At 37.4% G+C, this 24,470-nt stretch carries 21 protein-coding genes, 1 other RNA gene and 2 pseudogenes; 9 read left to right on the top strand and 15 right to left on the bottom strand.

The features are described 5' to 3' along the window. The first annotated feature begins 25 nt into the window (after positions 1 to 25). On the top strand, positions 26 to 652 hold the full coding sequence (locus B9T28_RS13200; RefSeq protein ID WP_086204450.1) for a hypothetical protein: 627 nt from the start codon (positions 26 to 28) through the stop codon (positions 650 to 652). Between the two features lie 174 nt (positions 653 to 826). On the opposite strand, the gene B9T28_RS13205 is transcribed toward B9T28_RS13200, so the two are convergent. Then, positions 827 to 1,351 (bottom strand): hypothetical protein, encoded by a 525-nt coding sequence (locus B9T28_RS13205; RefSeq protein WP_086204451.1) that lies wholly within the window; start codon positions 1,349 to 1,351, stop codon positions 827 to 829. A 280-nt stretch (positions 1,352 to 1,631) separates the two neighbouring features. On the opposite strand from B9T28_RS13205, the gene yddG reads away from it, so the two are divergent. Next, complete coding sequence (gene yddG / locus B9T28_RS13210; protein ID WP_086204452.1) at positions 1,632 to 2,567, top strand: aromatic amino acid DMT transporter YddG; 936 nt, start codon at positions 1,632 to 1,634, stop codon at positions 2,565 to 2,567. A 136-nt stretch (positions 2,568 to 2,703) separates the two neighbouring features. Then, positions 2,704 to 3,282 carry a DJ-1/PfpI family protein gene (locus B9T28_RS13215; protein WP_086204453.1) on the top strand — a complete coding sequence of 193 codons (579 nt, stop codon included), beginning with the start codon at positions 2,704 to 2,706 and terminating at the stop codon, positions 3,280 to 3,282. Positions 3,283 to 3,369: 87 nt separating this feature from the next. Here B9T28_RS13215 and B9T28_RS13220 read toward each other — a convergent pair whose 3' ends face one another. From B9T28_RS13220 to glpK, 4 genes are all read right to left on the bottom strand, one after another. Beyond that, positions 3,370 to 4,206, bottom strand: coding sequence for a hypothetical protein (locus tag B9T28_RS13220; RefSeq protein WP_086204454.1), 837 nt, complete (start codon positions 4,204 to 4,206; stop codon positions 3,370 to 3,372). Positions 4,207 to 4,301: 95 nt separating this feature from the next. Beyond that, positions 4,302 to 5,327, bottom strand: a complete 1,026-nt coding sequence (locus B9T28_RS13225; RefSeq protein WP_252053650.1) for a hypothetical protein — start codon at positions 5,325 to 5,327, stop codon at positions 4,302 to 4,304. Between the two features lie 273 nt (positions 5,328 to 5,600). Continuing rightward, positions 5,601 to 6,794: a peptide antibiotic transporter SbmA gene (sbmA, locus tag B9T28_RS13230; RefSeq protein WP_086204455.1), complete on the bottom strand. Its 1,194-nt coding sequence runs from the start codon at positions 6,792 to 6,794 to the stop codon at positions 5,601 to 5,603. 412 nt (positions 6,795 to 7,206) lie between these two features. Further along, positions 7,207 to 8,688, bottom strand: a complete 1,482-nt coding sequence (glpK, locus tag B9T28_RS13235; protein ID WP_086204456.1) for a glycerol kinase GlpK — start codon at positions 8,686 to 8,688, stop codon at positions 7,207 to 7,209. 130 nt (positions 8,689 to 8,818) lie between these two features. Here glpK and ssrA point away from each other — a divergent pair. Further along, positions 8,819 to 9,177, top strand: a transfer-messenger RNA (tmRNA) gene (gene ssrA, locus B9T28_RS13240). 188 nt (positions 9,178 to 9,365) lie between these two features. After that, positions 9,366 to 9,650: pseudogene (locus tag B9T28_RS13245) on the top strand (Arm DNA-binding domain-containing protein); the annotation flags it as partial. A gap of 4 nt (positions 9,651 to 9,654) precedes the next feature. On the opposite strand, the pseudogene B9T28_RS13250 reads toward B9T28_RS13245, so the two are convergent. The 3 genes and pseudogenes from B9T28_RS13250 to B9T28_RS13260 all read right to left on the bottom strand — a co-directional run. Beyond that, positions 9,655 to 9,876, bottom strand: a pseudogene (locus B9T28_RS13250) (transposase); the annotation flags it as partial. A 175-nt stretch (positions 9,877 to 10,051) separates the two neighbouring features. Continuing rightward, entirely contained in the window at positions 10,052 to 10,639 is a 588-nt protein-coding gene (locus B9T28_RS13255) for a lysozyme (protein WP_086204457.1), read from the bottom strand. Between the two features lie 56 nt (positions 10,640 to 10,695). After that, positions 10,696 to 11,517, bottom strand: a complete 822-nt coding sequence (locus tag B9T28_RS13260; protein WP_086204458.1) for a P22 phage major capsid protein family protein — start codon at positions 11,515 to 11,517, stop codon at positions 10,696 to 10,698. Positions 11,518 to 11,547: 30 nt separating this feature from the next. On the opposite strand from B9T28_RS13260, the gene ssb reads away from it, so the two are divergent. After that, entirely contained in the window at positions 11,548 to 11,718 is a 171-nt protein-coding gene (gene ssb / locus B9T28_RS13265; RefSeq protein ID WP_086204459.1) for a single-stranded DNA-binding protein, read from the top strand. Positions 11,719 to 11,751: 33 nt separating this feature from the next. Here the strand turns inward: ssb and B9T28_RS13270 are convergent, their stop codons facing one another. From B9T28_RS13270 to B9T28_RS13290, 5 genes are all read right to left on the bottom strand, one after another. Further along, entirely contained in the window at positions 11,752 to 12,750 is a 999-nt protein-coding gene (locus B9T28_RS13270; protein ID WP_213032978.1) for a P63C domain-containing protein, read from the bottom strand. A 1,992-nt stretch (positions 12,751 to 14,742) separates the two neighbouring features. Beyond that, positions 14,743 to 15,138: a hypothetical protein gene (locus B9T28_RS13275; RefSeq protein ID WP_086204461.1), complete on the bottom strand. Its 396-nt coding sequence runs from the start codon at positions 15,136 to 15,138 to the stop codon at positions 14,743 to 14,745. 1,040 nt (positions 15,139 to 16,178) lie between these two features. Then, positions 16,179 to 17,705 (bottom strand): DHA2 family efflux MFS transporter permease subunit, encoded by a 1,527-nt coding sequence (locus B9T28_RS13280; protein WP_086204462.1) that lies wholly within the window; start codon positions 17,703 to 17,705, stop codon positions 16,179 to 16,181. A 6-nt stretch (positions 17,706 to 17,711) separates the two neighbouring features. Continuing rightward, positions 17,712 to 18,860 carry an HlyD family secretion protein gene (locus B9T28_RS13285; protein ID WP_086204463.1) on the bottom strand — a complete coding sequence of 383 codons (1,149 nt, stop codon included), beginning with the start codon at positions 18,858 to 18,860 and terminating at the stop codon, positions 17,712 to 17,714. Positions 18,861 to 19,172: 312 nt separating this feature from the next. After that, positions 19,173 to 19,700 carry a thioesterase family protein gene (locus B9T28_RS13290; RefSeq protein ID WP_086204464.1) on the bottom strand — a complete coding sequence of 176 codons (528 nt, stop codon included), beginning with the start codon at positions 19,698 to 19,700 and terminating at the stop codon, positions 19,173 to 19,175. A gap of 118 nt (positions 19,701 to 19,818) precedes the next feature. Here B9T28_RS13290 and hemB point away from each other — a divergent pair, with 118 nt between their 5' ends. Both hemB and thiO read left to right on the top strand, forming a co-directional pair. Next, positions 19,819 to 20,832, top strand: a complete 1,014-nt coding sequence (hemB, locus tag B9T28_RS13295) for a porphobilinogen synthase (protein WP_086204465.1) — start codon at positions 19,819 to 19,821, stop codon at positions 20,830 to 20,832. A 53-nt stretch (positions 20,833 to 20,885) separates the two neighbouring features. Then, positions 20,886 to 22,001 (top strand): glycine oxidase ThiO, encoded by a 1,116-nt coding sequence (gene thiO / locus B9T28_RS13300; RefSeq protein ID WP_086204466.1) that lies wholly within the window; start codon positions 20,886 to 20,888, stop codon positions 21,999 to 22,001. Here thiO and B9T28_RS15165 read toward each other — a convergent pair. Together B9T28_RS15165 and B9T28_RS13310 are read right to left on the bottom strand one after the other, a co-directional pair. Then, a complete protein-coding gene (locus B9T28_RS15165; protein WP_350308300.1) occupies positions 21,987 to 22,061 on the bottom strand; it encodes a hypothetical protein in 75 nt (24 codons plus the stop codon). The two genes, thiO and B9T28_RS15165, sit on opposite strands and share 15 nt — an antisense overlap. Positions 22,062 to 22,253: 192 nt before the next feature. Further along, positions 22,254 to 22,700, bottom strand: coding sequence for an ABZJ_00895 family protein (locus B9T28_RS13310; protein WP_086204467.1), 447 nt, complete (start codon positions 22,698 to 22,700; stop codon positions 22,254 to 22,256). A 511-nt stretch (positions 22,701 to 23,211) separates the two neighbouring features. On the opposite strand from B9T28_RS13310, the gene B9T28_RS13315 reads away from it, so the two are divergent. Further along, the gene (locus B9T28_RS13315) at positions 23,212 to 24,465 is read left to right on the top strand and encodes an exonuclease SbcCD subunit D C-terminal domain-containing protein (protein ID WP_086204468.1); all 1,254 of its coding nucleotides are present in this window, start codon (positions 23,212 to 23,214) and stop codon (positions 24,463 to 24,465) included. Positions 24,466 to 24,470: the final 5 nt, after the last annotated feature.

Raw genomic sequence — 24,470 nt, forward strand, 5'->3', positions numbered from 1 at the left:
AAAAATCAATTTTAAATAAAACTTAATGGAAACAATAACATCTATCAGCACAGGGATTAGTATTATTGCTGCAATTATAGCAATTTTTCTTAATAAATACGTTTTTCATGAACATAAACGTAAAAAATTTAAAGCAGAATTAGAAAACTATGAAGAATATTTCAGTAAATACTACGACACTGAAACTTCAAAAAACTTGCCCTTACTTATAAGAGATAAAGCCGCACAAAATCTTACTCGATTACCTAATGTTAATTCAGAACTTGTGAACTATTTTATAAATTTACATGAAAAATCATTAGTATCATTTGACAAAATTATAGATCACTTTAACTGGGGTGAAAAATTTATTAATATCAAAAAAGTATCATCACAGAAAAAATTTAAATTCACGCACAAATTTAAAATGCCAAAATTTATTAGAGCATTACACTATATTGGATATGTACTCTTTATCTTATATGCAATTGGATTGGTCACTAATTACCTATCAATCCCTTCTATTCCTTTTTGGTTAAAAGTAATTTTTAGTTTATGTTCTATCTTCTTGGCATTTATTTGCTTAAACAAAGCTGATGATATTACTGAAAGTTTTGAGTTTTTAAAACTAATAGATAAGGCTCAGTTAGATGAACTAGAAAGCACTATTTAATTTGTCTTGTTCAGCCTAAATCCTTTTTTATGAGTAAATTTTAAAACCTATATTCTTTTACTTTCTCCTACAAAGGAAAAAGCACCACATCTGATTTTATGTAGGCTTGAGTTTAATAATAAATACTCCCTCTCTTTTAAGAGAGGGTCATACAATTACTAGAGAAAGGTAAAATTATTCACCCCGAATTATACCCAACTTACCCAAAATATCAGGTGTTAAAAACGTCATCACTAATTTATTCAAATCCAAATAACGCACCACGCCCTGCAATTGCTGTTTTACTTCAGGGTTCTTAATAATCTCCTCACCCGTACTACGCCCTAACTGCTGAAAACTTTCCCCAACCGCTTGTAAACCTTCCGTCTGAATCACGGCTTTGGTCTGCGCAGAACACTGTTCCACAAGCACACGTTGTAAAACCTGAGCAAACTTTTGATCAAGCTGAGTCTTTTGCTCAGTCGTGACATTACTAAAAATTTTTAAATCAGGATGTGTAGCTAAAGCTACAAATGTCCATTGCAATACCGTCGTTTTATCCGTTGCTGTGGTCGCTTTCACCAAACAATCACTCAACTGATCTACTGTTTGCCCTGCAACTGCAAATTGTGTAACTCCCAACAATGCAACTGCCATGAATAGAGAACGGCTTATAAGTGGATTTTTTTGGCGAAGAACAACAGAGGTATGGTGTGACATAAGAAGCACGCTCAAGCAAAATCAAATTCTTTGTATCACATCTGCTATCCATTCACCTGTTATGACTCTGTAACTTAAAGCCTCAAAGCTTGAGGTTAAAGCCTATCGCTTGAAACCCATAAAATCATTAATTAACAATTAATATCAGAGTTTTAGTTAAAAAAAATCACAATTATGCTTATAAAGCATCTGTTAAATATCTCTCTTCAAACAACCTTTTTCACAGTATAATTACCGCAAACATATAACTTTGGTTTTCCAAACCATTTCTGAGTGCAGAATGTCAAAAAATATCGCAACGCTCATTGGCTTTACTGCAATCTTACAATGGTCTTCTATCGTTGGATTACTCAAAACCATCAGTAGCAAGATTGGTGCTGATCTAGCGGTTACATTTATGTACACCCTCAGCGCCATCATTTTATTACTCTTGTTTCGTATTCCCAACTTAAAACAAATTTCTAAACACTATCTTGTTTTTGCCACCAGTTTATTTGTGGTCTATGAACTGTGTTTTTCCTATGCGATTGCGCTTGCACAAACACCTGAACAAGCCATCGAAATTAGTTTAGTCGGCTATTTATGGCCAAGCTTAGCCATTGCAACTTTAATTATATTTAAAGAACTCAAATTTAATTTTTTAGTGGTGATTGGTCTTATCATTAGTTTAAGTGGAATTATTCTAATTCAAACGGGCAATGGTACTTTCAGCTGGACATCGGTATTACACAATATTCAGCAAAACCCGACTAGTTATATTTTAGCGCTGCTGGGTGCGAGTTTATGGGCATTATATTGTGTCATCACCAAAAAATACAGTAATGGACACAACCCCATTGCACTGTTTTTTCTGGTCGTTGCCATTGTACTGTGGTTAAAAATGCTGCTTTTACATGACATTAAAAGTATGCCTAGCATCGACACAACCACCCTTATTTATATGGCGATTTTATCCACCGTGACTGCATTGGGTTATGCCGCATGGAATATTGGTATTATCAAAGGGAATATAACCATATTAGTGACCCTCTCTTATTTTAGCCCGGTTTTCTCGCCCTTCATTTCTATGCTGATTTTACAGACCAGTTTATCTAGCAACTTTTGGAGCGGTGCTATTTTAGTCACCTTTGGTTCATTGATTTGTTGGATTTCAACCAGCTGGCAACCCATCAAAGCCAAACTGCTTGCTCTAAAAATGAAATACACCTGTGATTAACCCAATATCATTAAGCAAATTAAAAACATAAAAAGTTCGACTAAAGAAAATAATAAACACCTTAAAACGACACGTTTATTGTGCTATTTTTAAGCTAAAAGATCATATCAATCACATCAAAATAAAGGAAACATACATGTCAAAACAAATTTTAATGTTAGTGGGTGATTATGCTGAAGATTATGAAACTATGGTGCCCTTTCAGTTTCTAACAGCATTCGGTTATACCGTACATGCCGTGTGCCCAGACAAAAAAGCGGGTGACAGTATTGCAACCGCTATTCACGACTTTGAAGGTGAGCAAACCTACAGTGAAAAGCGTGGCCATAACTTTGCTATTAATTATGATTTCAATGCAGTCCATACGCAGGATTATGTCGGACTGGTTATTCCGGGTGGCCGCTCACCTGAATATTTGCGTATGAATAACCGCATTATTGCAATTGTCCGTGAATTTAATGCTGAAAAAAAACCCATTGCCTCTGTATGTCATGGTGCGCAGCTACTTGCTGCGGCTGATGTACTTCAAGGTCGTTTATGCTCTGCCTACCCTGCATGTGCCGCGGAAGTTAAACTTGCAGGCGGTCAATATGCAGATATTGCTGTAACTGAAGCGATCACCGATGGGCATTTGATTACTGCCCCTGCTTGGCCTGCACACCCTGCTTGGTTAGCGCAGTTTGTGAAAGCATTAGGCGCGACCATTACCCTTTAACTTTAATAAAAAACAATCATCTAAAAACATACTCCGCTCATTCCACTACACGATGATGAAATGAGCTTTAGCAAAAGCTTAGAAGTTTTAACCATCTATTAACTGATGATGTATCGCTGGATGCTTATTCCAATACCAATAAAAATAGGCATTTTCAGTTTGTAATAATGTATGCGTATTTACAGTGGTTTGATCTAACTGCCCCCAACATGCTCGCGCAGAATTACGATTATTATGCAAATCAATAAAATCCTGACCATTTACTTTAGGCCGAGATGGAATATATAAAGCCTGTCCCTGAGGAACCCATAAATCTGCTAAATAAATTTTTCCGAGTTTTGGCCAGTAACGTGCAACAGAAACTACCAATGGAAGCTCTTGATCTGTTGATGCAAAGATATGCGGGAAATCGTGGTGCTCTAAATCAGTACAAACAAAGGGAAATAAAGTTTTTCCTTCGCCTACTTTTTTGCCTAAATCTAAATAAGGACACCAATGTCCTGCAAACATGCCATATTCATATTCAATTTGTGAAAGCGTTGCAACATGACTCTCTATTTTGATTGCCTCACCCTGTTTAACTAGGGTAATTCCAAATGCTACGGCATTCTTTCTCGTGGCCCACATAGGCTCATACTCGAACTGTGTGCCATCAAACTCTAATTGTATCTCTACACCATATTTAGAATTAATCTTAGTTCCCAACTCTTTAGAAACGGTATATTCACGTCCCTTGGACTGAATCACTTTTCTCTTCGTTATTTTGAGTGGACTTAACCCTTTCGGCAAAGTAGACAAATACGTTGGTCGCCCTGCATCATTATAAAAATAAGGCGTTTGTTCGATATTGATCTCTATTTTTCGTTTTTCTCGATCTAATAATGCTGGTTCAAAATAAATCGACTGTCCCATCAACTCATTCATCCTAATTATCCTGTTATTTTAATTTTTGTTCGGTCAGATACATAGAGCGTTTAATTTCATTTTAATATTTTACTAAACGCTCTAGCTTCATGGTCTTATTTCAACTGCTTTAACATATGCTTCGCTCCAGTGTGATTCTGATTGGCTAAATTTTGTAAAATACCCGCAGCCTTAGCTTTAGGATTAGAAAATTTACTACTATATGCAGGCACACTGGTTAAACAACGTGCGAATAACACTCCCGATTCAGCATAAGCATTTATTCCACTTGAACCATACAACTTGCCATAATTATAGGCTTTTTCAGCATTATTACAGGCACTCACCTGATTTTGACCTTTGTTTAGATCTTTACGTGCCGCAACAAATAATTTCATCTGTTGAGTTTGCGGTTTTTCCACAATTTTTTCAGGTGGTTTGATCGGGGTTTCTACAACTTTTTCAGGCGGCTTGACTGCAGTTTCAGATTGCTGCTGGTTACGGTTTTGATTCGCTTGCTGATTGCTCTTCTTCTCTTCCGCTTTCTTTTGAGCTGCGGTATTTAAAGCCGTATTTTTATTACTTTGATTTTCTGCTTTGGTTTTTTTCACCGTTACAGTACTAATCGTACTGCTATAAAATTTTTTAACTTCGTCAGCAGACATCATTTTGGTTTGTAAACTGACGACACGTGTCTCACCATGGGCATCTAACTTACGTTCCGCGACTGGTTCGATAGAAACGATCCAGCGTTGCCCATCCTGTTGCAGACACTGATAGGCACCAATCCCCTGATGAACACTACTATATGTTGATAGTAATTTTCTCGTCCAAGACTCTCTAATCATGCTCATCGAACTTTTCTGTATGAGAGAAAACTTTCCGCCTTTTGCACTGCAATAACTACTTAAATATTTTTTAGGAATTAACGATTGCACCTCCTGATTACTTTGTTTCGGATCCCAATAATAAACATATTCTTTTGCTGCGCCATTCGTCGCATTTATATTTTTTTGATCAATGAGCTCCTGAGCAGAGCCAAATTTTTGCAGTGAATCGGAGTTAATACCGCCCATACTGGTACAACCATGTAAAGCCATGCCTACTACGCTACCCGTCAGGATAAGTACTTTGAAGTTCACTGATGCTTCTCAATAATGCCGAATTAAAGAAAATATATCAAAAACACATAAAAGACAAAATGTATGACATTGATTTTAATAATTATTCATCAATGTTTAATTTGATTTTATACTTAAAATTGTAGAATAAATGCCAAATAAAACCTCAATTCATGTCAAAACACTGACCACTGAACATTTATTTATACCTTTTATCGCAATTTAAATAAATTTGAAGCTCAAAATAAAACCCGCAAATTGCGGGTTTAAACAAATCTAAAGAAATTTTAAAGCTTAATCTTTTAAAACTGCTTCAAACGATTTTAGACGTTTATAAATAGATAACAATTCAATAATCGTCGGCCATGAACTAATCAGGTACTGAAATGAACTTCTGACTTGATCAAAGACATTATTAATTTGCGACATTAAACCTAAGGTCATCTTACCCGCAGCAATGCTGGGGAATAACACAAATAAACTATAAATATTATCTAACTGTAAATACCAAATACGCGCTAAATTAAAATACACATAATGAAAATACAAACGGAAATAGTTAAAACGTACCTTACCAAACAACTCTTTTAACGTCTGTGGGTCAGCCCGATCAGCATGATCCTCCCCATAAACCAACTCTTTACGGTAAGCAGCTTCTACTTTCTGATTATTAAATTCTAAACCTGGTAACTTAATACCAATTGCTGCTAATACCACAGTACCAAACAGCGCCCAAACAATAGCAGCCCAGACCAACGAATGCGGAATAGCGCCGACTATAGGCAAGGCTGTAACATGTTCAGATAACTTAAACAAAATTGGTAAAAAAGCAATCAGCGTCATGACTGCTTTAATAAAGTTAACACCCAAGTTTTCCATTGTCGTTGCAAAACGCATCGTATCTTCTTGAATACGCTGCGATGCACCTTCAATATGACGTAATCGGATCCAATGTTCCGTATAATATTCATTCATTGCGGTACGCCAACGGAAAATATAATGGCTAACAAAGAACGAATTTAGAATCGACAAGGTCACGGCAACCATCGCAATATATAAAAAGGTCAGAACCCCTAAATACAAATCTTTGACATCCCCACCATGTTCTAACATTTTTTGGATTAAATCATAAAATGGGTTGTACCATGCATTAATCAATACCCCCACTTGTACGCCAAACCAAATATTGAATAAAATAAATGCAGAACCCCACACCGACCATTTTTGCCAAGTGTTTTTAGATTTTACTTGCCAAAAAACTGCAAAAATTGCCGTCGAGACAAAGAACCATAAATAAAACCATAAAAACTGTGCTGACCAAAATCGCGTTACATCTACAGGCAATTCTGCTGTTGCATAATTGACTGGAAAGCCAATAAATGTACCCCATGTCTTTCCACCGGAGTACCATAAAACTAAATTGATGATAAACCAAATCACCAACGTACTAATAAACCACCGTGGATTCGGGAAAAATGACTTAAACATTCAGTGTTACTATCCTTAAATATTATTTTAACTACTTTGCCTTGATACTAATCTTAAAAGCTTAATTTTGCTTAAAACTTTTTGAAGTGTTTTGTTTATCTTCTTCAGTTATTCTTTACTAATATTACCGTTATTCAGCTCAAATACGTTCATTCAAAATTATGTTCTCAATCCGCTAATACTACTTTGTACTTTCAACATTTTTTTGAATGTAGACGATAACCTTACTCTCAAACAAGGACTAAAAGTGAACCTATAGTTTTCTGAGAAAATCATAAAATAGCTATTAAATTAATACTTTAATTAAATAGCCATTTAACCTTTATTTATACAGTAAGCAACATCTACGGCTCCAATATCATTTAAAACTAAAACAATCATTTCAGCCAAAATTTTAAAACAATACCTTTGCTTAGCTCGATTTCGCTCGTTTCAAAGCCTCATTCCATTGATTCAAATGAAATTGACGTTGATCATCACTCATGTTTGGTTCAAAACAACGATCAAGCCGCCATAATTTTGAAATTTCATCTAAATTAGAAAACATACCGACTTTTAAACCCGCCATCGCTGCTGCGCCCCATGCGGTTGATTCCAACATTTTAGGACGCAACACAGGTACATTTAAAATATCAGCCTGAAATTGCATCAACATATCATTTTGACTGGCACCACCATCAACCCGTAATTCTTTTAATGGCTTGCCGATATCTGACTGCATCGCCGTTAAAACATCAGACACTTGAAAAGCAATGGCTTCCAACGCGGCGCGAGCAATATGTGACTTATTGGTTCCACGTGACATGCCACAAAGTAATGCACGTGCATCACTATCCCAATGTGGTGCCCCTAAACCTGTAAATGCAGGTACTAACACCACACCATCAGTATCTTTAACCTGACAGGCAAGTGCTTCAACTTCAGCACTATTTTTGATAATTCCTAAGCCATCCCGAAGCCATTGCACAATGGCTCCAGCCATGAAGACACTGCCCTCTAATGCATAATTAGTATGATTTTGACAATTCCATGCCAAAGTCGTGAGTAATTGATTTTGACTATATTGAATATCTGAACCTGTATTAAACAGCATAAAACACCCTGTTCCATAGGTATTCTTTGCGGTTCCTGCCTCAAAGCAAGACTGCCCAAACAATGCTGCTTGTTGATCGCCCAAGATGCCAGTAATCGGAATATCTGCGCCTAGCAATCCAGATGCTGTATTGGCAATATAAGTATCAGAAGAAATAATTCGAGGTAAAACAGACCTTGGAATATTAAATAACTCAAGTAATTCCTCATCCCATTGCTGTGTTTTAAGATTCATGAGCATGGTTCGAGAAGCATTGCTCATTTCAATCACATGCTCAGCACCTTGGGTTAAATTCCAAATCAGCCAACTATCAATTGTTCCAAAAGCTACATGCCCCTGATGCGCCAATTCACGTAAGCCATCGACATGATCCAACAACCAAACTAATTTACCCGCACTAAAATAAGGATCAATGCGTAAACCTGTAGTTTTGTGAATTTTATCTGCTAAGTTTTGTTGTAATAATTGATTGCACCAATCTACAGCACGACGATCTTGCCAAACAATTGCAGGTGCGAGTGGACGGCCTGTACGCTTATCCCACACGACTGTCGTTTCTCGCTGATTCGTTAAGCCTAATGCCTTAATATCTTTAGCTAATAATCGGGCAGATGCGATAGCTTGCTGTACCACGGCAATTTGTGTAGTCCAAATTTCCTGTGCATCTTGCTCAACCCAACCCGAATGCGGTGTTTTAATTTGAATTTCTCTCTGAGCTGTTGCATGAACCTTTCCATGTTCATCAAAAATGATTGCTCGGCTAGATGTCGTTCCTTGATCGAGTGCAAGTAAATAGCTCATATTTTTTATTTTTACTCTTAAAAAAAAGCGATCTTACCTTAATTTTGTATTTATTCGCATCATATTGTGTCTGGCAATAAGAAAATGCATAGCAATTTTCTATATTCATGCTATGATCTCAATGTACTTTGGGGATGTTCTTGGCTTCGACGCTGGTGATGAAACTCATAGATGCATGCCGAGAGCGCATTTTCTCTCGTAAATCAAATTTGCATTTTTTAGTCGCAAACGACGAATCATACGCTCTAGCTGCCTAAGGGCAGCTTGTCCGCCTCTCCGAATACTTGTGGTTAGAGAGTCCGACTGAAGCGCACGCACACAAGTCCGTATTAAAGCCACGCCTCGGGGCTTTGTACTAAATTTAGAGGATCGCCTGAGTACCCTGTTCGTCGGGTCACAAAGGGTTAAAATAATAGACGATATCTAAGCATGTAGTATTCTCGAGCGTAGTGCTGGCGGACGCGGGTTCGACTCCCGCCATCTCCACCAATATTCTTAATTAAGATCAATCATGATTCATCATGGTTGATTTTTTTTGCCCTTTTATCAGTGAATATCAATAACTTACAGTAAATATGATTAGTCACAGTCAATCATCGTTCATCATATACAGCATCTATTAATCACCATCAATCATGATATGATGTTACACAGGTGTGACACGTGTGTAACAGGCTATGCTTTCAGACTCTCAAGTAAGAAGTTTAAAACCACAAGAAAAAAGATATTCCCTAGCAGATGGTGAAGGCTTATCTATTGATGTATCCCCTACTGGTAAAAAGAAATGGATTCTTTCTTACCGGGTGCATGGAAAACAGACTCGTAAAAGTTTGGGTGAATATCCAGATGTTGGTTGCAAGGATGCTCGGAATTTAGCACGTCAATTTAAAGCTGAAGCACAAGGCAAAGTATTAGACTCACCAACTGTTAAGTCGGTTGTAGATGAATGGCTCAAGCTAATGACCCTCCGTCTGGTGTGGATACTGTTTTAGCACTAAAGCCATTTCGAGTATTTACTCCTTTTTTAGATTGATGTTTTTCATAGCCTAAATGCTCAGACAGTTCAGTATTTAACGCTGTTTCGATCATGAACTTTTTAAAGACAGCGGTCAGTTGGTTTAGATCTTCTGGTGTCTTTAAGCTTTTAGCTAATTCAACGGCCATACTTTTGATTATTGCTTCATCCATGTGAAGTACCTCTTATAATTATCCATAGAAGGATAAATGAAAATTAAGTACTTACACAAAATTTAGAACAGTCCCAATAGATACAGCTAAACTTACTCCAAAAAGTGCTCTAACCGAAATAGAAACATATATTAGCTCCTACATTTAACATAATGGCCGTTATGCGAAATCGCCCTCACTTAAGGGCTTTTCCAAATAATTCTTTTTCAACTTTACGCCGATTCACCAAACCCTGCATCGTCTTACCACCAGCCTTGACCCACACATCGAACTGATTTGCAGCAGCCTGATAATCGCCTGCATTGAGTCTTTTAAGTAAAGTCGAATCTTTAAATGCCCCAGTACCAATGTTGTAAGTCAGTGAGACTAACGCATCAAATTGATTCTGATTTAAAGGCACATTCACAGCATCATTTACAGCCTGTTCAAATTTCTTTAAATCATGTGCCATATAAACTTTGGCTTGTGCTTCAGTGCAAGTATCGCCTTTTTTAACCCTTATGCCATTTGGATAAATCGTGGTACCAAAACCAATGGTCCAAACACCCACCCCATCATCATAGGCAACTAGACGTTTCCCCTCAAAACCACAGATCAGATCCACACCAAATTTACTGACCGACATTACATCTACTGCAATACCCAGCATATCGGAAATTACTGTATCTGAAGCTGTAGCGATTGCAGTATTGGCAGCATCAACTTGTTTCTGAGTGAGTCGACCGCCGCTGATTTTTCTTAAAAAATCAAATATCTGTTTCATTTTACTTTCCTTCAAGTATTAAAAAACCGCCCTAAGGCGGCATATCATTTGGTGCGTTATTTCTTCAAATCTTCTCTAGCTTCTTTAAGCTCTTTAACAACTTCAATAATGGTCTTACCAAGTAAATCAGCACCAGTAAACGCGAGTGCAACCCCATTCAATGCTGATGCAGATACATTGGCATTGGCTTGTTTGTTTGCACCGACTAAATCAGGCGTAATTTCAGGATAGATTTTTAAAGTTGCTGTCGCTCCACCTGCTGTCACATCTTCAAGTACAACAAACTGCATCAGTTTGCCGTAAGATTTACGGGTCAATGGGTGCAGCATTTCAACGCCAGTCAATGTAAATACTTGACCCGCTTTGATTTCATCACCATTGGACAAACCGCCCACGGTCAAAGTACCACCTGTTTGACCTGCACCATTCACGGTGATACCAGATGTTTTGCCATTTTCTTGACGGTAAATATGCTCTGACTCGACAAAGTCAAAACCACGCGCACGACCTACATAGCCTTCTTTATATTGCTTGGCGATTTCAGCATTTGGGTTGAACAGAGTGCCTGAGGTATCGACAATGCCATTGGTAAATTCAGATGACAGTAATGCAATACGACCTGCTGTAGGTGTTAATGAACGTGCAAGCATTTCACGAGCACGACCAAATGGTGCTAAAGGTGAGGCTTCATTAGCGCCAATCAAAGTACCGTTATTGACAGTCACAATTGCACGTTTCAATAAGTCTGCATCAAGATCCGTGGCTAATGATTGAATTGCAGGCTTTAAAAAACGATCTTTGAATTGAGTCAAATTTAAGGCTTGTTCAGCAGCCCCAAATTGCAAAGAGACGTGCTTTTGAGTATCTACTTTTAAAATGCGAGATGATTCTTGTGTATTTAAACTCGCATCTGCACTGTTGTATTCTTTAACCGATTAGCAGAGATTGCCAGTAAGTACCTCAAGAAAGGCGGTAAGGTTTATATAGAGGGTTCATTGCGTACACGTAAATGGAAAGACCAAAGCGGTAATGAAAAGGAAGTGACAGAAATTAGAGCAGATGTACTGCAATTGCTTTGATGTTGATAAGCCCCTTGTAAGGGGCTTTATATTTTATTCATTAAAATTCATTTCATACGTTTTACCAAATCTAGGGTGGATTAAATCAACGTTTTGTTTCAACTCCTCTGGTGACTTAGCGAGTTTTAATAAGGTAATTAAAGATGCAAGATGCTCTCTTAACTTTGGATGACCTATATCAGAAGATAAGAATTGGTGTAATTTTGCTTTTTTTTCTAATTTACTTGCTTCTTTTTTTAACTCAGGTAGTAATTCAGGGGCTAATCGCTCATATACAAGTTCATTTGTTAGAGTTCCAATGAAACCTGGGCGAAAATTTGCCTGTTTAGGTGGATAAGGAAGATTATAGAGTCTAAATATTTGACGATAATATTCATCAGGAAATGTCTTTAACCAAGGCTGTAATTCTTTTGCAACGAATGCTTCTAGGATTTTAGCTAAGGCATTTTTCTCTCTATCCCTTTCATAGCCAGTTGCTTCATCAACAAGAGCCTGAACACCTACGTGAGCCAATCCGCGCATTAGTATATCGGCTTTTACTGCCTTATTTAATTGAGATTGTTGTAGAGTTCTGGCATCTCGAGCTTTCAGCCAAACATCACAAACCTTAGGTAAAATTGATGCTGAGTAACCAGTCGTTTCTTTACCATTATCCAAATATTTTATAGGTGTAAGGTCCTCAGTAGTAAAAACATTGCTAATAAAAGGATGTAAGGCCTTAGACGCAATAAAAAGAGGTAAAGGTCCATATTCAGAATCTTGATTATCTCTAAGCCTAACAGTTTTCCCCCCACTAGAACCAAGAGTACTATTGATACCATGCTCACTAATAATTCTGCGCCCATCTTCTAAGACAGCACAAGAAATATCAACATCACCAATAATCAATTCACCTCTATGGGTAGCCTTAGGTAAACCTGCTAGCTCTTTTCTTCTTTCCACTCCTTTCATAGCCCTAGCTTTTCTTTCATCAGCAGTCATTGCTTCTGCAGACGCTTTGCCACTATTAACTCTATTGTTCATATTTTTCATTCTTCATAACAATTACAAGTAAAATACTTGTAATTGTTATTTTAATCAATATTAACTTGTAAAAAATAACAAAGGACATTTATAAATTTATCTACAGCATTTATTCACTACTAGAATTTAGGGCCTATCTCGATGGGCTTTTTAATGTGCTAATTTCTTTAACATTTTCTTTGACATTTTTTTAATGAAAAACTCAGTAAGCCTGTGAAATTAAATATTAATGTTTTGACATTTTCACTGACAAAAACGCCATTAATTTAGATAAAGAATGTATTTCAATTTAGGTGGACGAGATATATCGTAAATGAGGCATTAAATTGTACTTAAAGCTATATACGGTAATGGTTTAACCTACTTGATTAAAACGTCATTTTGTCAACCTACGTCAACCTAAATAACTCGATTCTCTCTAAGTGCATCTAAGAAAATCCGTATCTCTTGCAGGACAAGCCTTATTAAATATTTCCTTGATGCAGACAGAGCACAACACCTTTAAAAACAGCCTAAAACCCTTTCGTATTGGTCATTACAGCCAATTTAGATAAATACCATTTCATCAAGGTACATCAAGGAAAACTCTTTATTTTGTCTCATTACGTCCTGCACGAATTGGATATACAGCACCCACCAATAAAACATACTGAAAGGCAGTACTGGTAGGCCATTCATTCATAATTGAAAATGCTGTTTTGTACAGCTACGTACAGCAGTAAATGCTATTCCCCCCCTGCAGAAAGCACTATATATTTTGGGATACAGGACCTAGGCAATTTACCTTGACGGCTATATATTAAAAAACAAGTTAAGAATATGATTAAACCCTTATAAATAAAGCATTACAGTCATTTTAAACAATTTTTCAAAAGTAGCGTTTCGTCAAGGTACGTCAAGCTAAATCCGTATCACTACGTATAACAAAACTGCCTTAAATCTTGCATGACAGGATACTTATATTTTGTTTGACAAGAGTGTGCTTAAAAAGCCCTATAAAATCCAATCAAAGCCAAGCGATATAGGGCATACAACAATTTAAATAAAACATCATTTCGTCAAACTACGTCAAACAAAAAATCTTGTTTCGTCATGCAAAACCAGTGATTTTTAGCGATACAAAACCATCCAAAACATGAATAGTTTTCTATTCCGCCCAAGTAAGTTTATTTTGCTTTACGGCTCATTTGTATGAATTACGATATAAGCTAATCACAGTAAGGGTTTCAGCAGTTTTATCTTTTTCAATCCGTAAAGCTACGTAAAACAAAAAATATGAAAAAGAGCCTATTTGATCAAGGTAAATGGCTTATTTCATCTAAGTAATTTTTGTTTTACGGCGTATTCATGGCAATTGATATGCAGGCCATACACAGCAAGGTTTACAGCAGATTAACGAATATCTGTTCCGTACAACTACGTAAAACAAAATAGATTTAAATCAATGGCTCTGTACGGCGTTTTGATGCATAGCAATTAGTCTTACAGCTCAATGCCTAAAAAGTAACTAAATAGTGTTTAAAGCGATACGGCTTGGGCTTTACGATATATTTGCTGAATATCCATTTCGTAAGACTACGTAAGACTAAATTTAAGATTTAAAGATACCAACCAATACAGCGTAAATTTAGCTTTAGCAATGTTAGGTTTTGTGAGGTTTTTATCTCATTCATAGGATTGTTCTAGAAAATGAATACCCCTCCATTCAGCATGTTAATTGTTGGATTTTGATGGGTTCTGAAAGTCAGATTCTAATCATAATTATTTGCTTTACAGCTTTGAGCAACAAAAATAGCAGAAACCTTTATACATGGTTGATACAGACTGAAATCAACTATTCAATCCTATAGCAAAACCTTATTTTTCAGGGCTTTAAAAGCTAATTTTTTGCTAAGTAGTTCAAAATCAGGTTAAAACTCGGATAGACATTTATAAATGATATTACTGAATGAGCCCTAAATAATAAGTTTAAGCGACAAAGCTAATCGTAAGTACGCATAACTATATATTCATACGGACATCACTATAACCTTTTGGAATCAAGGTGCCTTGTTTGATGTTACAAACTAAATCAGTCCATTTATCATCAACATCGTGACTCAAAGGTTCTGGATAATTTCCAGTGCGATTAAAATTCTCCCATTCATCTAATGGAGATTCTAAAAACTGCTCAATTGATTCAATAGCCATCTCAATTGATTCATATTCAAGTACGATATTTACCCCAGTATCTTCATTGATTTCATCATAATAAAAATATGATATTAATATTTCGGTTTTTGTTAAAAAACCAATTATTCTCATATAATTGCCAAACGATTCTAATAAAACACGATTCACAACTACTGGCTTTGTCCTACCTACTTCAATGTAGTTAACTAGTTCATTTATATTCATATAAATTATTATTCCTTAAATAACACTGGATACCTTAATTACCATCAGGTGATCTTATCTTATAATTTGGTATGATTGCTTTTGTTTATTTAACTACTACTCGATGACCGATTGATTTAAGGTTTTATAAAGCTCATAGGTTAGGTTTAAGTCTTAATAATTCTTAACAGGTACACCGTTTTAAAAGTCAGGTTTTGTCAGGTTCGAATAGCATAATGTAGTTACATCTGAACCTCAAATTGAGGGAGCAGGTACGCATTTCAAATGGCATCCTTTCCCCTGTGAGATATAAGTGATCTTTCTCACATTTTAAATGCGGGGCAAATGGTAGCTAAATGGTGATTATGACCATAGAGGTATAGCGATTTTGATTTTGCTAAGTTCGTCAAAAAAAACGAGCATAAGAACCATAAAAAGTGGAGTTTTACCAAACAGGATACAATTCTAAATCTGATCCTGACCTATCAATATTTCGCCCTACTCAACTACCAATCTCGATTAAAATAAGCCTAGCAAACATTAATCTGTACACTGTCATGTACACTAGACTTTTATGTATAAAATAAACAAAGAGTAAACAATAAGTTATACATTCAGTTCAATTGCCGCCATCCCAAATACTCTCCAAAACATGGCAGAACATGCCAAGTTTTGGAACTGAAAGGCTTAATCCTAAAGGGGTTAAGCCTTTTTTTATGCCTGAACTTAAAAGTATATAGTATTGCTTTGCTTGTATCCTTCTGTATATCCTTTGAAAAATATTGAACTCAAGGGATACAAGGTCAAATTAAAAAATCAGATATAAAATGTAGACCTTTAAAAGCCCATCACAATTATTATGTACACCATAAATTTGCATATTTGTATTAAAATAATTAAACCAATAATCTCTACAAAGACCATTTCGCCAAAACATTAAAAGCCTAAATTATTTAATAAGTTAGGCTTTTAACTAAAATTATGACATTTTAAAATCAAGCACACGCTGACAAGTTATTTCAATACTTAAGCTTTCCCTAAATTAACAGCTTTCATACTCATCAATGCACATGCTCAGCACCAACACTTCCTTTCGGCTTAGGGCATAACCAAATAATCAGTCCAGCAAAAATAAAAATCATCGCAAAAATTAAAAAGACATGATTCACCGACAAAGTCAGTGCTTCTTTATCAACTAAACTAGAAATCACCCCTAATGCACTTTCAGGACTTAATCCATGTTGAACCAACTGCTGCTGTGTTGACTCAGTATGCATGGTTGATACAATTTCGCTACGCGCCAATTTACTATGATCATCCCAAATCGTTACTGCAATGGATGCACCAATCGCCCCTGCCATAGTACGGACGAAATTCATTAGACCTGCAGCTGATGCAATTTCATCAGGTCGTACTGCTCCCAAAGCAATATTGGTTAATGGGATAAAGAAGAATGGGACTGCAAAGCCCTGAATAATTTGCGGCCATGCTAAAGACATAAAATCAGCATCTGTCGTCCAAAAGGCTCGCATTAGAGTTACGCCACCTAAAATCATCAATCCGAAACTGGCTAAAGCCCGCGGATCATGTTTAGTTGCAAGTTTTGCAACTATAGGTGACATGGTTAAACTACCAAAACCCATGGTTGCCGTGAGATAACCCGCCCATGTCGCGGTATAACCTAAGTTATACTGTAGCCACTGTGGAATAAGCACGATACTGCCAAAGAATGCACCGAAAGCAAACGCCAATGACATGGTCGCAATGGTAAAACCTTTATGTTTAAAGATGTGAATATTGACGACGGGATGCTTTTCGGTCATTTCCCAGATCACAAAGACCACAAAGCCAATCACCATAATCACAGCTAAGGCGCAGATAAAACCGCTATTAAACCAATCACGCTCATGCCCTAAATCTAGCATAAGTTGTAACGCACCAATCCAAAGAATTAATAGTGCTAAGCCAATGCTATCAACTTTTAATTTTGCAATCGGGGTTTCAGCGACTTTTAATAAACGCATTGCACCAACCGCACAAAATATTCCAACTGGAATATTAATAAAGAAAATCCAGTGCCAAGAGAGGTTGTCACTAATCGTCCCCCCAAGGATTGGCCCAAGAATCGGACCAACAACCGTGGTCATTGCCCACATCCCCATTGCCTGAGATTGTTTTTCAGGTGGAAATATTCGCATCAGCAACATTTGCGTAAGTGGCATAATTGGACCACCGAAGATCCCCTGCCCAATACGGCAAATCACTAACATTGCCAAGCTATTTGATAATCCACAGAGTACTGAAAAAACTGTAAATCCAATCAAACTCACGGTAAAGATCCGAACAGCTCCAAAGCGCCCAGCCAGCCAGCCTGTTAAAGGTACACAAATTGCTTCCGCAACAGCATATGAGGTAATCACCCACGTGCCTTGCGAGCTAGAAACAGCCAGACTTCCCGTAATATGGGGCACAGAAACATTGGCGATGGTCATATCAAGCACCACCATAAAATTGGCTAAAGCCAATACGAAAGCTGCGAGCAATAATTTGCCGCCTTTCAAATCACCATACAGTGCTGTGCTATTCATAAGTCATTACTTCGAAGTCAAGTCAATGGTAGCATCCATAGACAAGCCTACTCGTAATGGGTGTTCCGCCAGTTCTTTTGGATCAAGCTGAATACGAACAGGTAAACGCTGTACCACTTTAATCCAGTTCCCTGTCGCATTCTGTGCGGGAATTAACGCAAATGCAGCGCCCGTACCGCCTGAGAAGCCAACAACAGTACCGTGGTATTCAACGCTCTTACCGTATAAGTCAGAAGTTAATGTGGCCTTTTGCCCAACTCGAACTTTTTCCAATTGGCTTTCTTTGAAATTGGCATCAACATAAACATCTGAAACTGGAACAACACTCATGAGCATTGACCCAGGTGCGACACGTTGACCAACTTGGACACTCCGTTGGGCAACCACACCATTTAAAGGTGCACGTATTTCAGTACGCTGTAAGTCCAACTTAGCTTGATCAACTTTTGCCTGAGCAACTAATACATCTGGCGTTGATGCCTGATTTGCACCTTTAATTAATGCATCATTGGCGGCCAAATTACTTTCAGCAGCTTTACGTTTTGACTCTGCTTGCGCCAAACCTGCTTTCGCGACTTCAAGATTTGCTTTTGTTGTATTAAATGCACTTTGCGATGTAGCCAGCTCTTCTTTAGAAATTGCGCCTGATGCACCTAATTGTATACGACGTGCCAATTCTGCCTGTGCACGTTCAACTTCAACCTGTGCTTGAGCGACTTGTGCTTTTGCACTATTAATATCATCACTACTGACTAACACTTGAGAAGTTAAAGAATTACTATTGGCTGAACTTTGCGTATATTGACGTTGTGCTTTTGCCAATTCTGCTTGTGCTTGTGCTAAAGCGATTCTGGCATCACGGTTATCAATGACTGCAAGTAAGTCACCCTTTTTCACTTGTTGGGTATTACTCACTTTAACTTCAGCAACCTGACCACTGACCATCGATGTAATTTCAGCAGTTTCAGCACCCACATAAGCATTGTCTGTATTCACTGAGCCACTAAAAATAAAAGCCCAAAGCGCATAAATAACCGCAGCAACAATGATCACTAAAGCAACAATCACCAACATTTTTTTACGTTTAGCTTTCATCGCCTCATCTGTATCGGCTGATTCATTTTGGGGTGCAGGGGTATTTGGGGCATCCGTCATCGCATGTTCCTAGGTCTAGGTATGGACTTGGTCACATCCATCTCTACAGCACTTTTAAAAACAAAGCTTGACCCGTTGCTTCAAAATGTATGAGAGATAAGATTGATGAGAAAGTCGATTTTCTTCAAATTTTGAAAACCAATTTTACAGTTAAAAATCATATTACGAGAATAAAAATATAACTCTAGAGTTTATTTAGATTAAATATTTTGATAATCCTCAATATTATTCTTATTTCAAATAAAAAATAAGTCATCAAAATGATTATTTTGATGACTTATTTTTGCGTTATTTTATAAATGTATTGATGACTTAATAGGCATATGAAGCAATGGCCGTCGCAATCGCTTTACCTTCATTATTGGTCATGGTCATACGCATGGTACATCCTTTACGCCCCATACGCAGCGTTTCTGCTTTGGCAATAAAATACTCACCCCGTCCAGGTGCAAGATAATCAACCCGCATATCTACTGTTGCCAAACGTGCCACTTTTTTCAAAGTATCGGCTAAAGTTTCAGGTTCTGAACGCTGATACAACTCGCCCATTGCCACAATGCCACCAATACTATCGAGCAGCGTTGCAGCAACGCCACCATGCAAAATTTGAAAGGCCACATTGCCAATCAAAAAGGGTTTCATTTCAATATAGCCTTCAATTTCACCGTCAACGACTCGCATTTGCATGGTGTTATGCGAAAAATAAGGCGAACCATTAAAAGCTTGGGTCAATTGATTTAAGACGACATTCAAATCGACCTTAGAACCTAAATGGATATTACCTGTCCATTTTTTTTGTGACTCACTTTTAGGAGAATCACTTTTAGGAGAATCACTCATAAAATACTAAAAACCTACTCAAAATTCAGATATTGAGAAAAAACTGACTGCCTTTTCCCAAAAATACGATTATAAGGCTACAATATATAAAAGTTTAATACTGATCACTGAGATTGTTATGACCTATACGTTCAATCGTCCTGCTTTTCCAGCTACTCGCATGCGTCGTATTCGCAAGAATGACAAACTAAGAGCCATGGTCAGCGAAACGCATTTAACTGCTGATCATCTGATTTATCCAGTATTTGTACTTCCGGGACAGAATCAAACGCAAGATATTCCGAGCATGCCCAACGTTCAGCGTCTTTCGGCTGACTTATTACTCAAAAAAGCTGAAACCCTACTTGAACTGGGTGTATCTAAACTGGCTTTATTTCCTGTTACACCACAACAAGACAAAAGCCTGACGGCTGAAGCCGCATGGCATGCAGATGGTTTGGTACAAAATACCTTACGACTTTTAAAAAAAGAATTACCTGAAATGGTTTTAATCACCGATGGTGCACTTGACCCATATACCACACATGGCCAAGATGGCATCATCGATGAGACTGGTTATGTACTCAATGATGAAACCGTTGACTGCCTCATTAAACAGGCTTTAAGCCATGCAGAAGCAGGTGCAGATGTTATTGCACCGAGTGATATGATGGATGGCCGTATCGGTGCAATCCGCCAAGCTTTAGAAGCAAATGGTCATATCTACACCAGTATTATGGCGTATTCTGCCAAATATGCTTCTAGTTTCTATGGCCCATTCCGTGATGCCGTCGGCTCATCCTCCAATCTCAAAGGTGACAATAAATATAATTACCAAATGGATGTTGGCAACCGTGCTGAAGCATTGCATGAAATCGCACTCGATATTCAAGAAGGTGCAGATATGGTGATTGTTAAACCAGGTATGCCATATTTAGATGTAGTGCGTGAAGTGAAAGATACCTTTGGTGTACCGACGTTTGTTTATCAAGTCAGTGGTGAGTATGCGATGTTAGCTGCGGCTATTCAAAATGGTTGGTTATCAGATAGCGTGATCATGGAATCGTTGATGTGCTGCCGTCGTGCTGGTGCAGATGGAATTTGGACCTATTTTGCGGAAGATGCCGCACGAAAACTCAAAGAAATTCATTAATTGTTATTTCTGTAGAAAGCTTTACTGACTCACCTTTAAAAATTGGATGCACGATGCATATCGCCATTATTGGAGCAGGGATAAGTGGTTTATTGTCTGCTGTAGAACTTGTAGAGCAAGGTTGTAGCGTTAGTATTTTTGATCAACAACATGCTGGCAATGCTGCATCATGGGCTGGGGGAGGAATTCTCTCGCCCATGTATCCATGGCGATATCCTGATGCGGTCAATCAATTGGCTCAATTTGGTAAAGCTTTCTATCAGGAATGGAACGAAAAACTCCTACCCCACACAGGGATTGATTTTCAAATCCATGAATCAGGAATGCTGATTTTTGATGAAGAGGATTTTGAAATTGGCTTAAACTATAAAGACCAACATCAACACCCCATGCAACATTGTGAATATTTACAACAAGAACAACTTAAAAAAGTAAATCCACACGTTTCAGAACACTTCAAACACGCCCTTTATTTTCCACAACTGGCCAATGTTCGTAATCCGCGCTTGTTAAAATCACTTATCACCTATCTCAAACAGCATCCACAGGTACAATTTTATGAAAATACCTGGATCGATAAATTTCAAAAAAACAGTCAACAGATTGAATTTATTCAAACACAAAGTGGACAAAAAATTTACGCAGATCACTATGTGATTGCTACTGGTGCGTGGTCAAACCATTGGTCAGAACAACTCCATTTAAACATCCCTGTGAACCCCGTTCAGGGACAAATGCTGCTATTTAAAACCCCTGAAAATTGGTTACCAACCATGTGTATGAATAAGGTCATGTATCTTATTCCACGTTTAGATGGCCATGTGGTTTGTGGTTCAAGTATGGATAATATCGGCTTTGACCAACGACCATCCGTACAGACCCAACAAAATATTTTTAAAGCTTGTGTTAAAATGGTTCCTGAACTTGCTGATTTTCCTATTGTTAAACAATGGGCAGGTCTACGTCCAAGCTCACCTACTGGGATCCCTTATATTGGGCAAATGCCTGAACTCAACAATTTATGGGCCAATTTTGGACATTATCGGAATGGTTTATGTATGGGACCATCATCTGCACGCTTACTGAGACAGTTCATATTAAAACAACCGACTTTGATCTCGCCTCTTGCTTACAGCACCAATCGACTTCAATCGTCAATCAGCGACTAGGATTTGTTGCAAAGCATTCTTTAGATTAGGATATTTAAAATAAAACCCTTCATTCTGCAATGCCTGAGGTTTGACATATTGCCCATTTAATACTAATTGCGGCTGCCCCCATCATGAAGCGCATTATAAAACTCGGTAAAGGCAATAAGGGTTTCCGCTTTAAAACATTTAGATAGAGCTTGTTTTTACATTGCTGGCAAAGTTCAGATATAAGCGAAGATCAATACTGATGCAAATAATTTAAAATAGATTTTATCGAAACATTTTATTTGCCATTCGCTGCGCTTGTTTACCATAAAACCAATAGGTAATTAAATATAAAGGAACAGCCAGAAATAGCATCATGATCAGCGCAGTCACCAAAAATTGAGGGTTTTGCATATACATTACAAAAGTCGACCAAATTTCTGGATCATTTCTAGAAAAATAAGTCACGCCTGCAAGCATACCAATTAAGTTATAACCCCAAAATATCAAAGTAAATGCAAATGTAATTTTTTTCCGTTCTTCATGAGTCGGTGCACGCTGTTGTTGTTTTAAAAACTTATGTAATACGATAATCATGGCGATTAAATAAGGTATTGCCGTTAAAACACCAGCAATCTCATTTGGTAAAAAAACCATTAACACACCAGCAATTAGGGTCAATACGAAACAAAGTATAAAAAACCACACATAATATTGGTTTAGAGAGACCATGATAACGACCGAAATATCTTAAAAATACATTATAGAAAGTTTTTCTAATTTTTTTTGATTTTCTTGTCAACCAATTCAAAAGTCATGTCGTTATATAGGTATAAAGCTTACAGTACGAGTTTTTTACACTGGCATCGGTAGAAAACTTCACTGACCTTAGCTTCCATGAGACCAATAAACTCATACTTCAGACATAGATTTGGAACAGCAGCCTAAATCGAAGTAAATGAAGTATTTTGGCCGACGATTTAATATCACTCGAATCGTCGGCTTTATTTTATCTGCAATTTACAATTTCCCTAATCGAATGCTGTTTTTATTTCTAAAATAAAGAAATTTGATTGAATGATGACAGCAGCTACGAAATCCATAAAATGGTACTGAAGATGCTGCATGCCTTGCAAAAAGTGCATCAGCCCAACGTCAGTCTTTGACGTGATAAATACATTAAAGACTAGAATAACAGGACTCAGTTTCGCTACTATGTTCTTCGGGGCATAGGACAAAAATTATGACAGTTCGTTTTTTACATACATCTGATTGGCATTTAGGGCAATTTTTTTATAACCATTCTCGTGACTATGAACATGAACAATTTTTAATATGGTTACTTAAACAGATTCAAGAAAAACAACCGAATGCCCTGCTCATCGCTGGTGATATTTTTGATGTGATTAATCCTGCATCCAAAGCACAAAAACAACTTTATCAATTTTTAGCCGACGCACATGATCTTGCACCTCATATGCAAACCTTAATGATTGCGGGCAATCACGACTCAGGTTATCGGATTGAACAAGTTGAGCCCCTGTTAGAGAAATACAATGCCAAGACAGTCGGTGTCATTCATAAACAAGCCGATGGGCAAATTGACTTAGAACGGTTACTTGTACCCATTTATGATGCACAAAAAAATATTGTCGCTTGGTGTTTAAGCCTGCCTTTTTTACGCGCTGCGGAAATTACTGGCATTAATGAACAAACCAGCAATAGTCAAAGTGCAATTGCCTACTTGCATCAACAATTGATTGCTGAAGCTAAGCAGCGGAAGACTGCTGATCAAGCTTTAATTTTAATGTCACACGCCCATATGCAAGGCGGTGAAACCTCCGATTCAGAACGCCCGATTATTATTGGTAATGAAGAAGCGCTGTCGATTGCCTTATTTGATGAGGTGATTGATTACGTCGCACTTGGACATTTACATAAACCACAAAAAGTTCAGCATGCGCATATTCGCTATAGTGGCTCGCCTATCCCGCTATCTTTTAGTGAAATCAACTATAAGCATCAGGTGGTTGATGTGACTATCGCCCCCACTAAAGAAGATGAGTCACGATTTCAATTTCAGGCCATTGCTATTCCACGCAGTGTGCAACTCCATAAAATCAAAGGTGAGCTGAATGAGGTTTTTGAAAAACTCAAGGCTTTAGCCAGTGGTGAAATCAGCAATATTGATCAGCGTGAATATGTCGATATTGAATACCATACCCTAACTCCGCCCCAACCGAATTTAAGACAACAGTTTGAAGATGCTTTACCCAAAGATCGTTATCGTTTGGTACGTATTTCACGTCAGTATTTGAATCATGAAGCTCACAATATAGAAGCTTCAAGTATGAGCCTTGAGCCACCTACGCCTGAAAAATTATTCCAACAAATTTGGGAGAAACAAGGCTATTCAGCAGATGATAATGTTTTAAAAGACTTTATAAGCTTAATGAATGATGCACAAAAAACACTTGAAGATGAACATTCGGATTAAGGACT

Origin of the sequence: Acinetobacter silvestris (assembly GCF_002135235.1) — a bacterium.
Taxonomy (GTDB): domain Bacteria; phylum Pseudomonadota; class Gammaproteobacteria; order Pseudomonadales; family Moraxellaceae; genus Acinetobacter; species Acinetobacter silvestris.

Bases quoted from the DNA above. Each gene is read 5' to 3' on its own strand.
- yddG (WP_086204452.1), top strand. From the start codon at position 1,632: ATGTCAAAAAATATCGCAACGCTCATTGGCTTTACTGCAATCTTACAA.
- B9T28_RS13200 (WP_086204450.1), top strand. From the start codon at position 26: ATGGAAACAATAACATCTATCAGCACAGGGATTAGTATTATTGCTGCA.
- B9T28_RS13215 (WP_086204453.1), top strand. From the start codon at position 2,704: ATGTCAAAACAAATTTTAATGTTAGTGGGTGATTATGCTGAAGATTAT.
- thiO (WP_086204466.1), top strand. From the start codon at position 20,886: ATGCATATCGCCATTATTGGAGCAGGGATAAGTGGTTTATTGTCTGCT.
- B9T28_RS13315 (WP_086204468.1), top strand. From the start codon at position 23,212: ATGACAGTTCGTTTTTTACATACATCTGATTGGCATTTAGGGCAATTT.
- hemB (WP_086204465.1), top strand. From the start codon at position 19,819: ATGACCTATACGTTCAATCGTCCTGCTTTTCCAGCTACTCGCATGCGT.
- B9T28_RS13280 (WP_086204462.1), bottom strand. From the start codon at position 17,705: ATGAATAGCACAGCACTGTATGGTGATTTGAAAGGCGGCAAATTATTG.
- B9T28_RS13275 (WP_086204461.1), bottom strand. From the start codon at position 15,138: ATGAATATAAATGAACTAGTTAACTACATTGAAGTAGGTAGGACAAAG.
- B9T28_RS13290 (WP_086204464.1), bottom strand. From the start codon at position 19,700: ATGAGTGATTCTCCTAAAAGTGATTCTCCTAAAAGTGAGTCACAAAAA.
- B9T28_RS13285 (WP_086204463.1), bottom strand. From the start codon at position 18,860: ATGACGGATGCCCCAAATACCCCTGCACCCCAAAATGAATCAGCCGAT.
- sbmA (WP_086204455.1), bottom strand. From the start codon at position 6,794: ATGTTTAAGTCATTTTTCCCGAATCCACGGTGGTTTATTAGTACGTTG.
- B9T28_RS13220 (WP_086204454.1), bottom strand. From the start codon at position 4,206: ATGAATGAGTTGATGGGACAGTCGATTTATTTTGAACCAGCATTATTA.
- B9T28_RS13255 (WP_086204457.1), bottom strand. From the start codon at position 10,639: ATGAAACAGATATTTGATTTTTTAAGAAAAATCAGCGGCGGTCGACTC.
- B9T28_RS13270 (WP_213032978.1), bottom strand. From the start codon at position 12,750: ATGAAAAATATGAACAATAGAGTTAATAGTGGCAAAGCGTCTGCAGAA.
- B9T28_RS13205 (WP_086204451.1), bottom strand. From the start codon at position 1,351: ATGTCACACCATACCTCTGTTGTTCTTCGCCAAAAAAATCCACTTATA.
- B9T28_RS13310 (WP_086204467.1), bottom strand. From the start codon at position 22,700: ATGGTCTCTCTAAACCAATATTATGTGTGGTTTTTTATACTTTGTTTC.
- glpK (WP_086204456.1), bottom strand. From the start codon at position 8,688: ATGAGCTATTTACTTGCACTCGATCAAGGAACGACATCTAGCCGAGCA.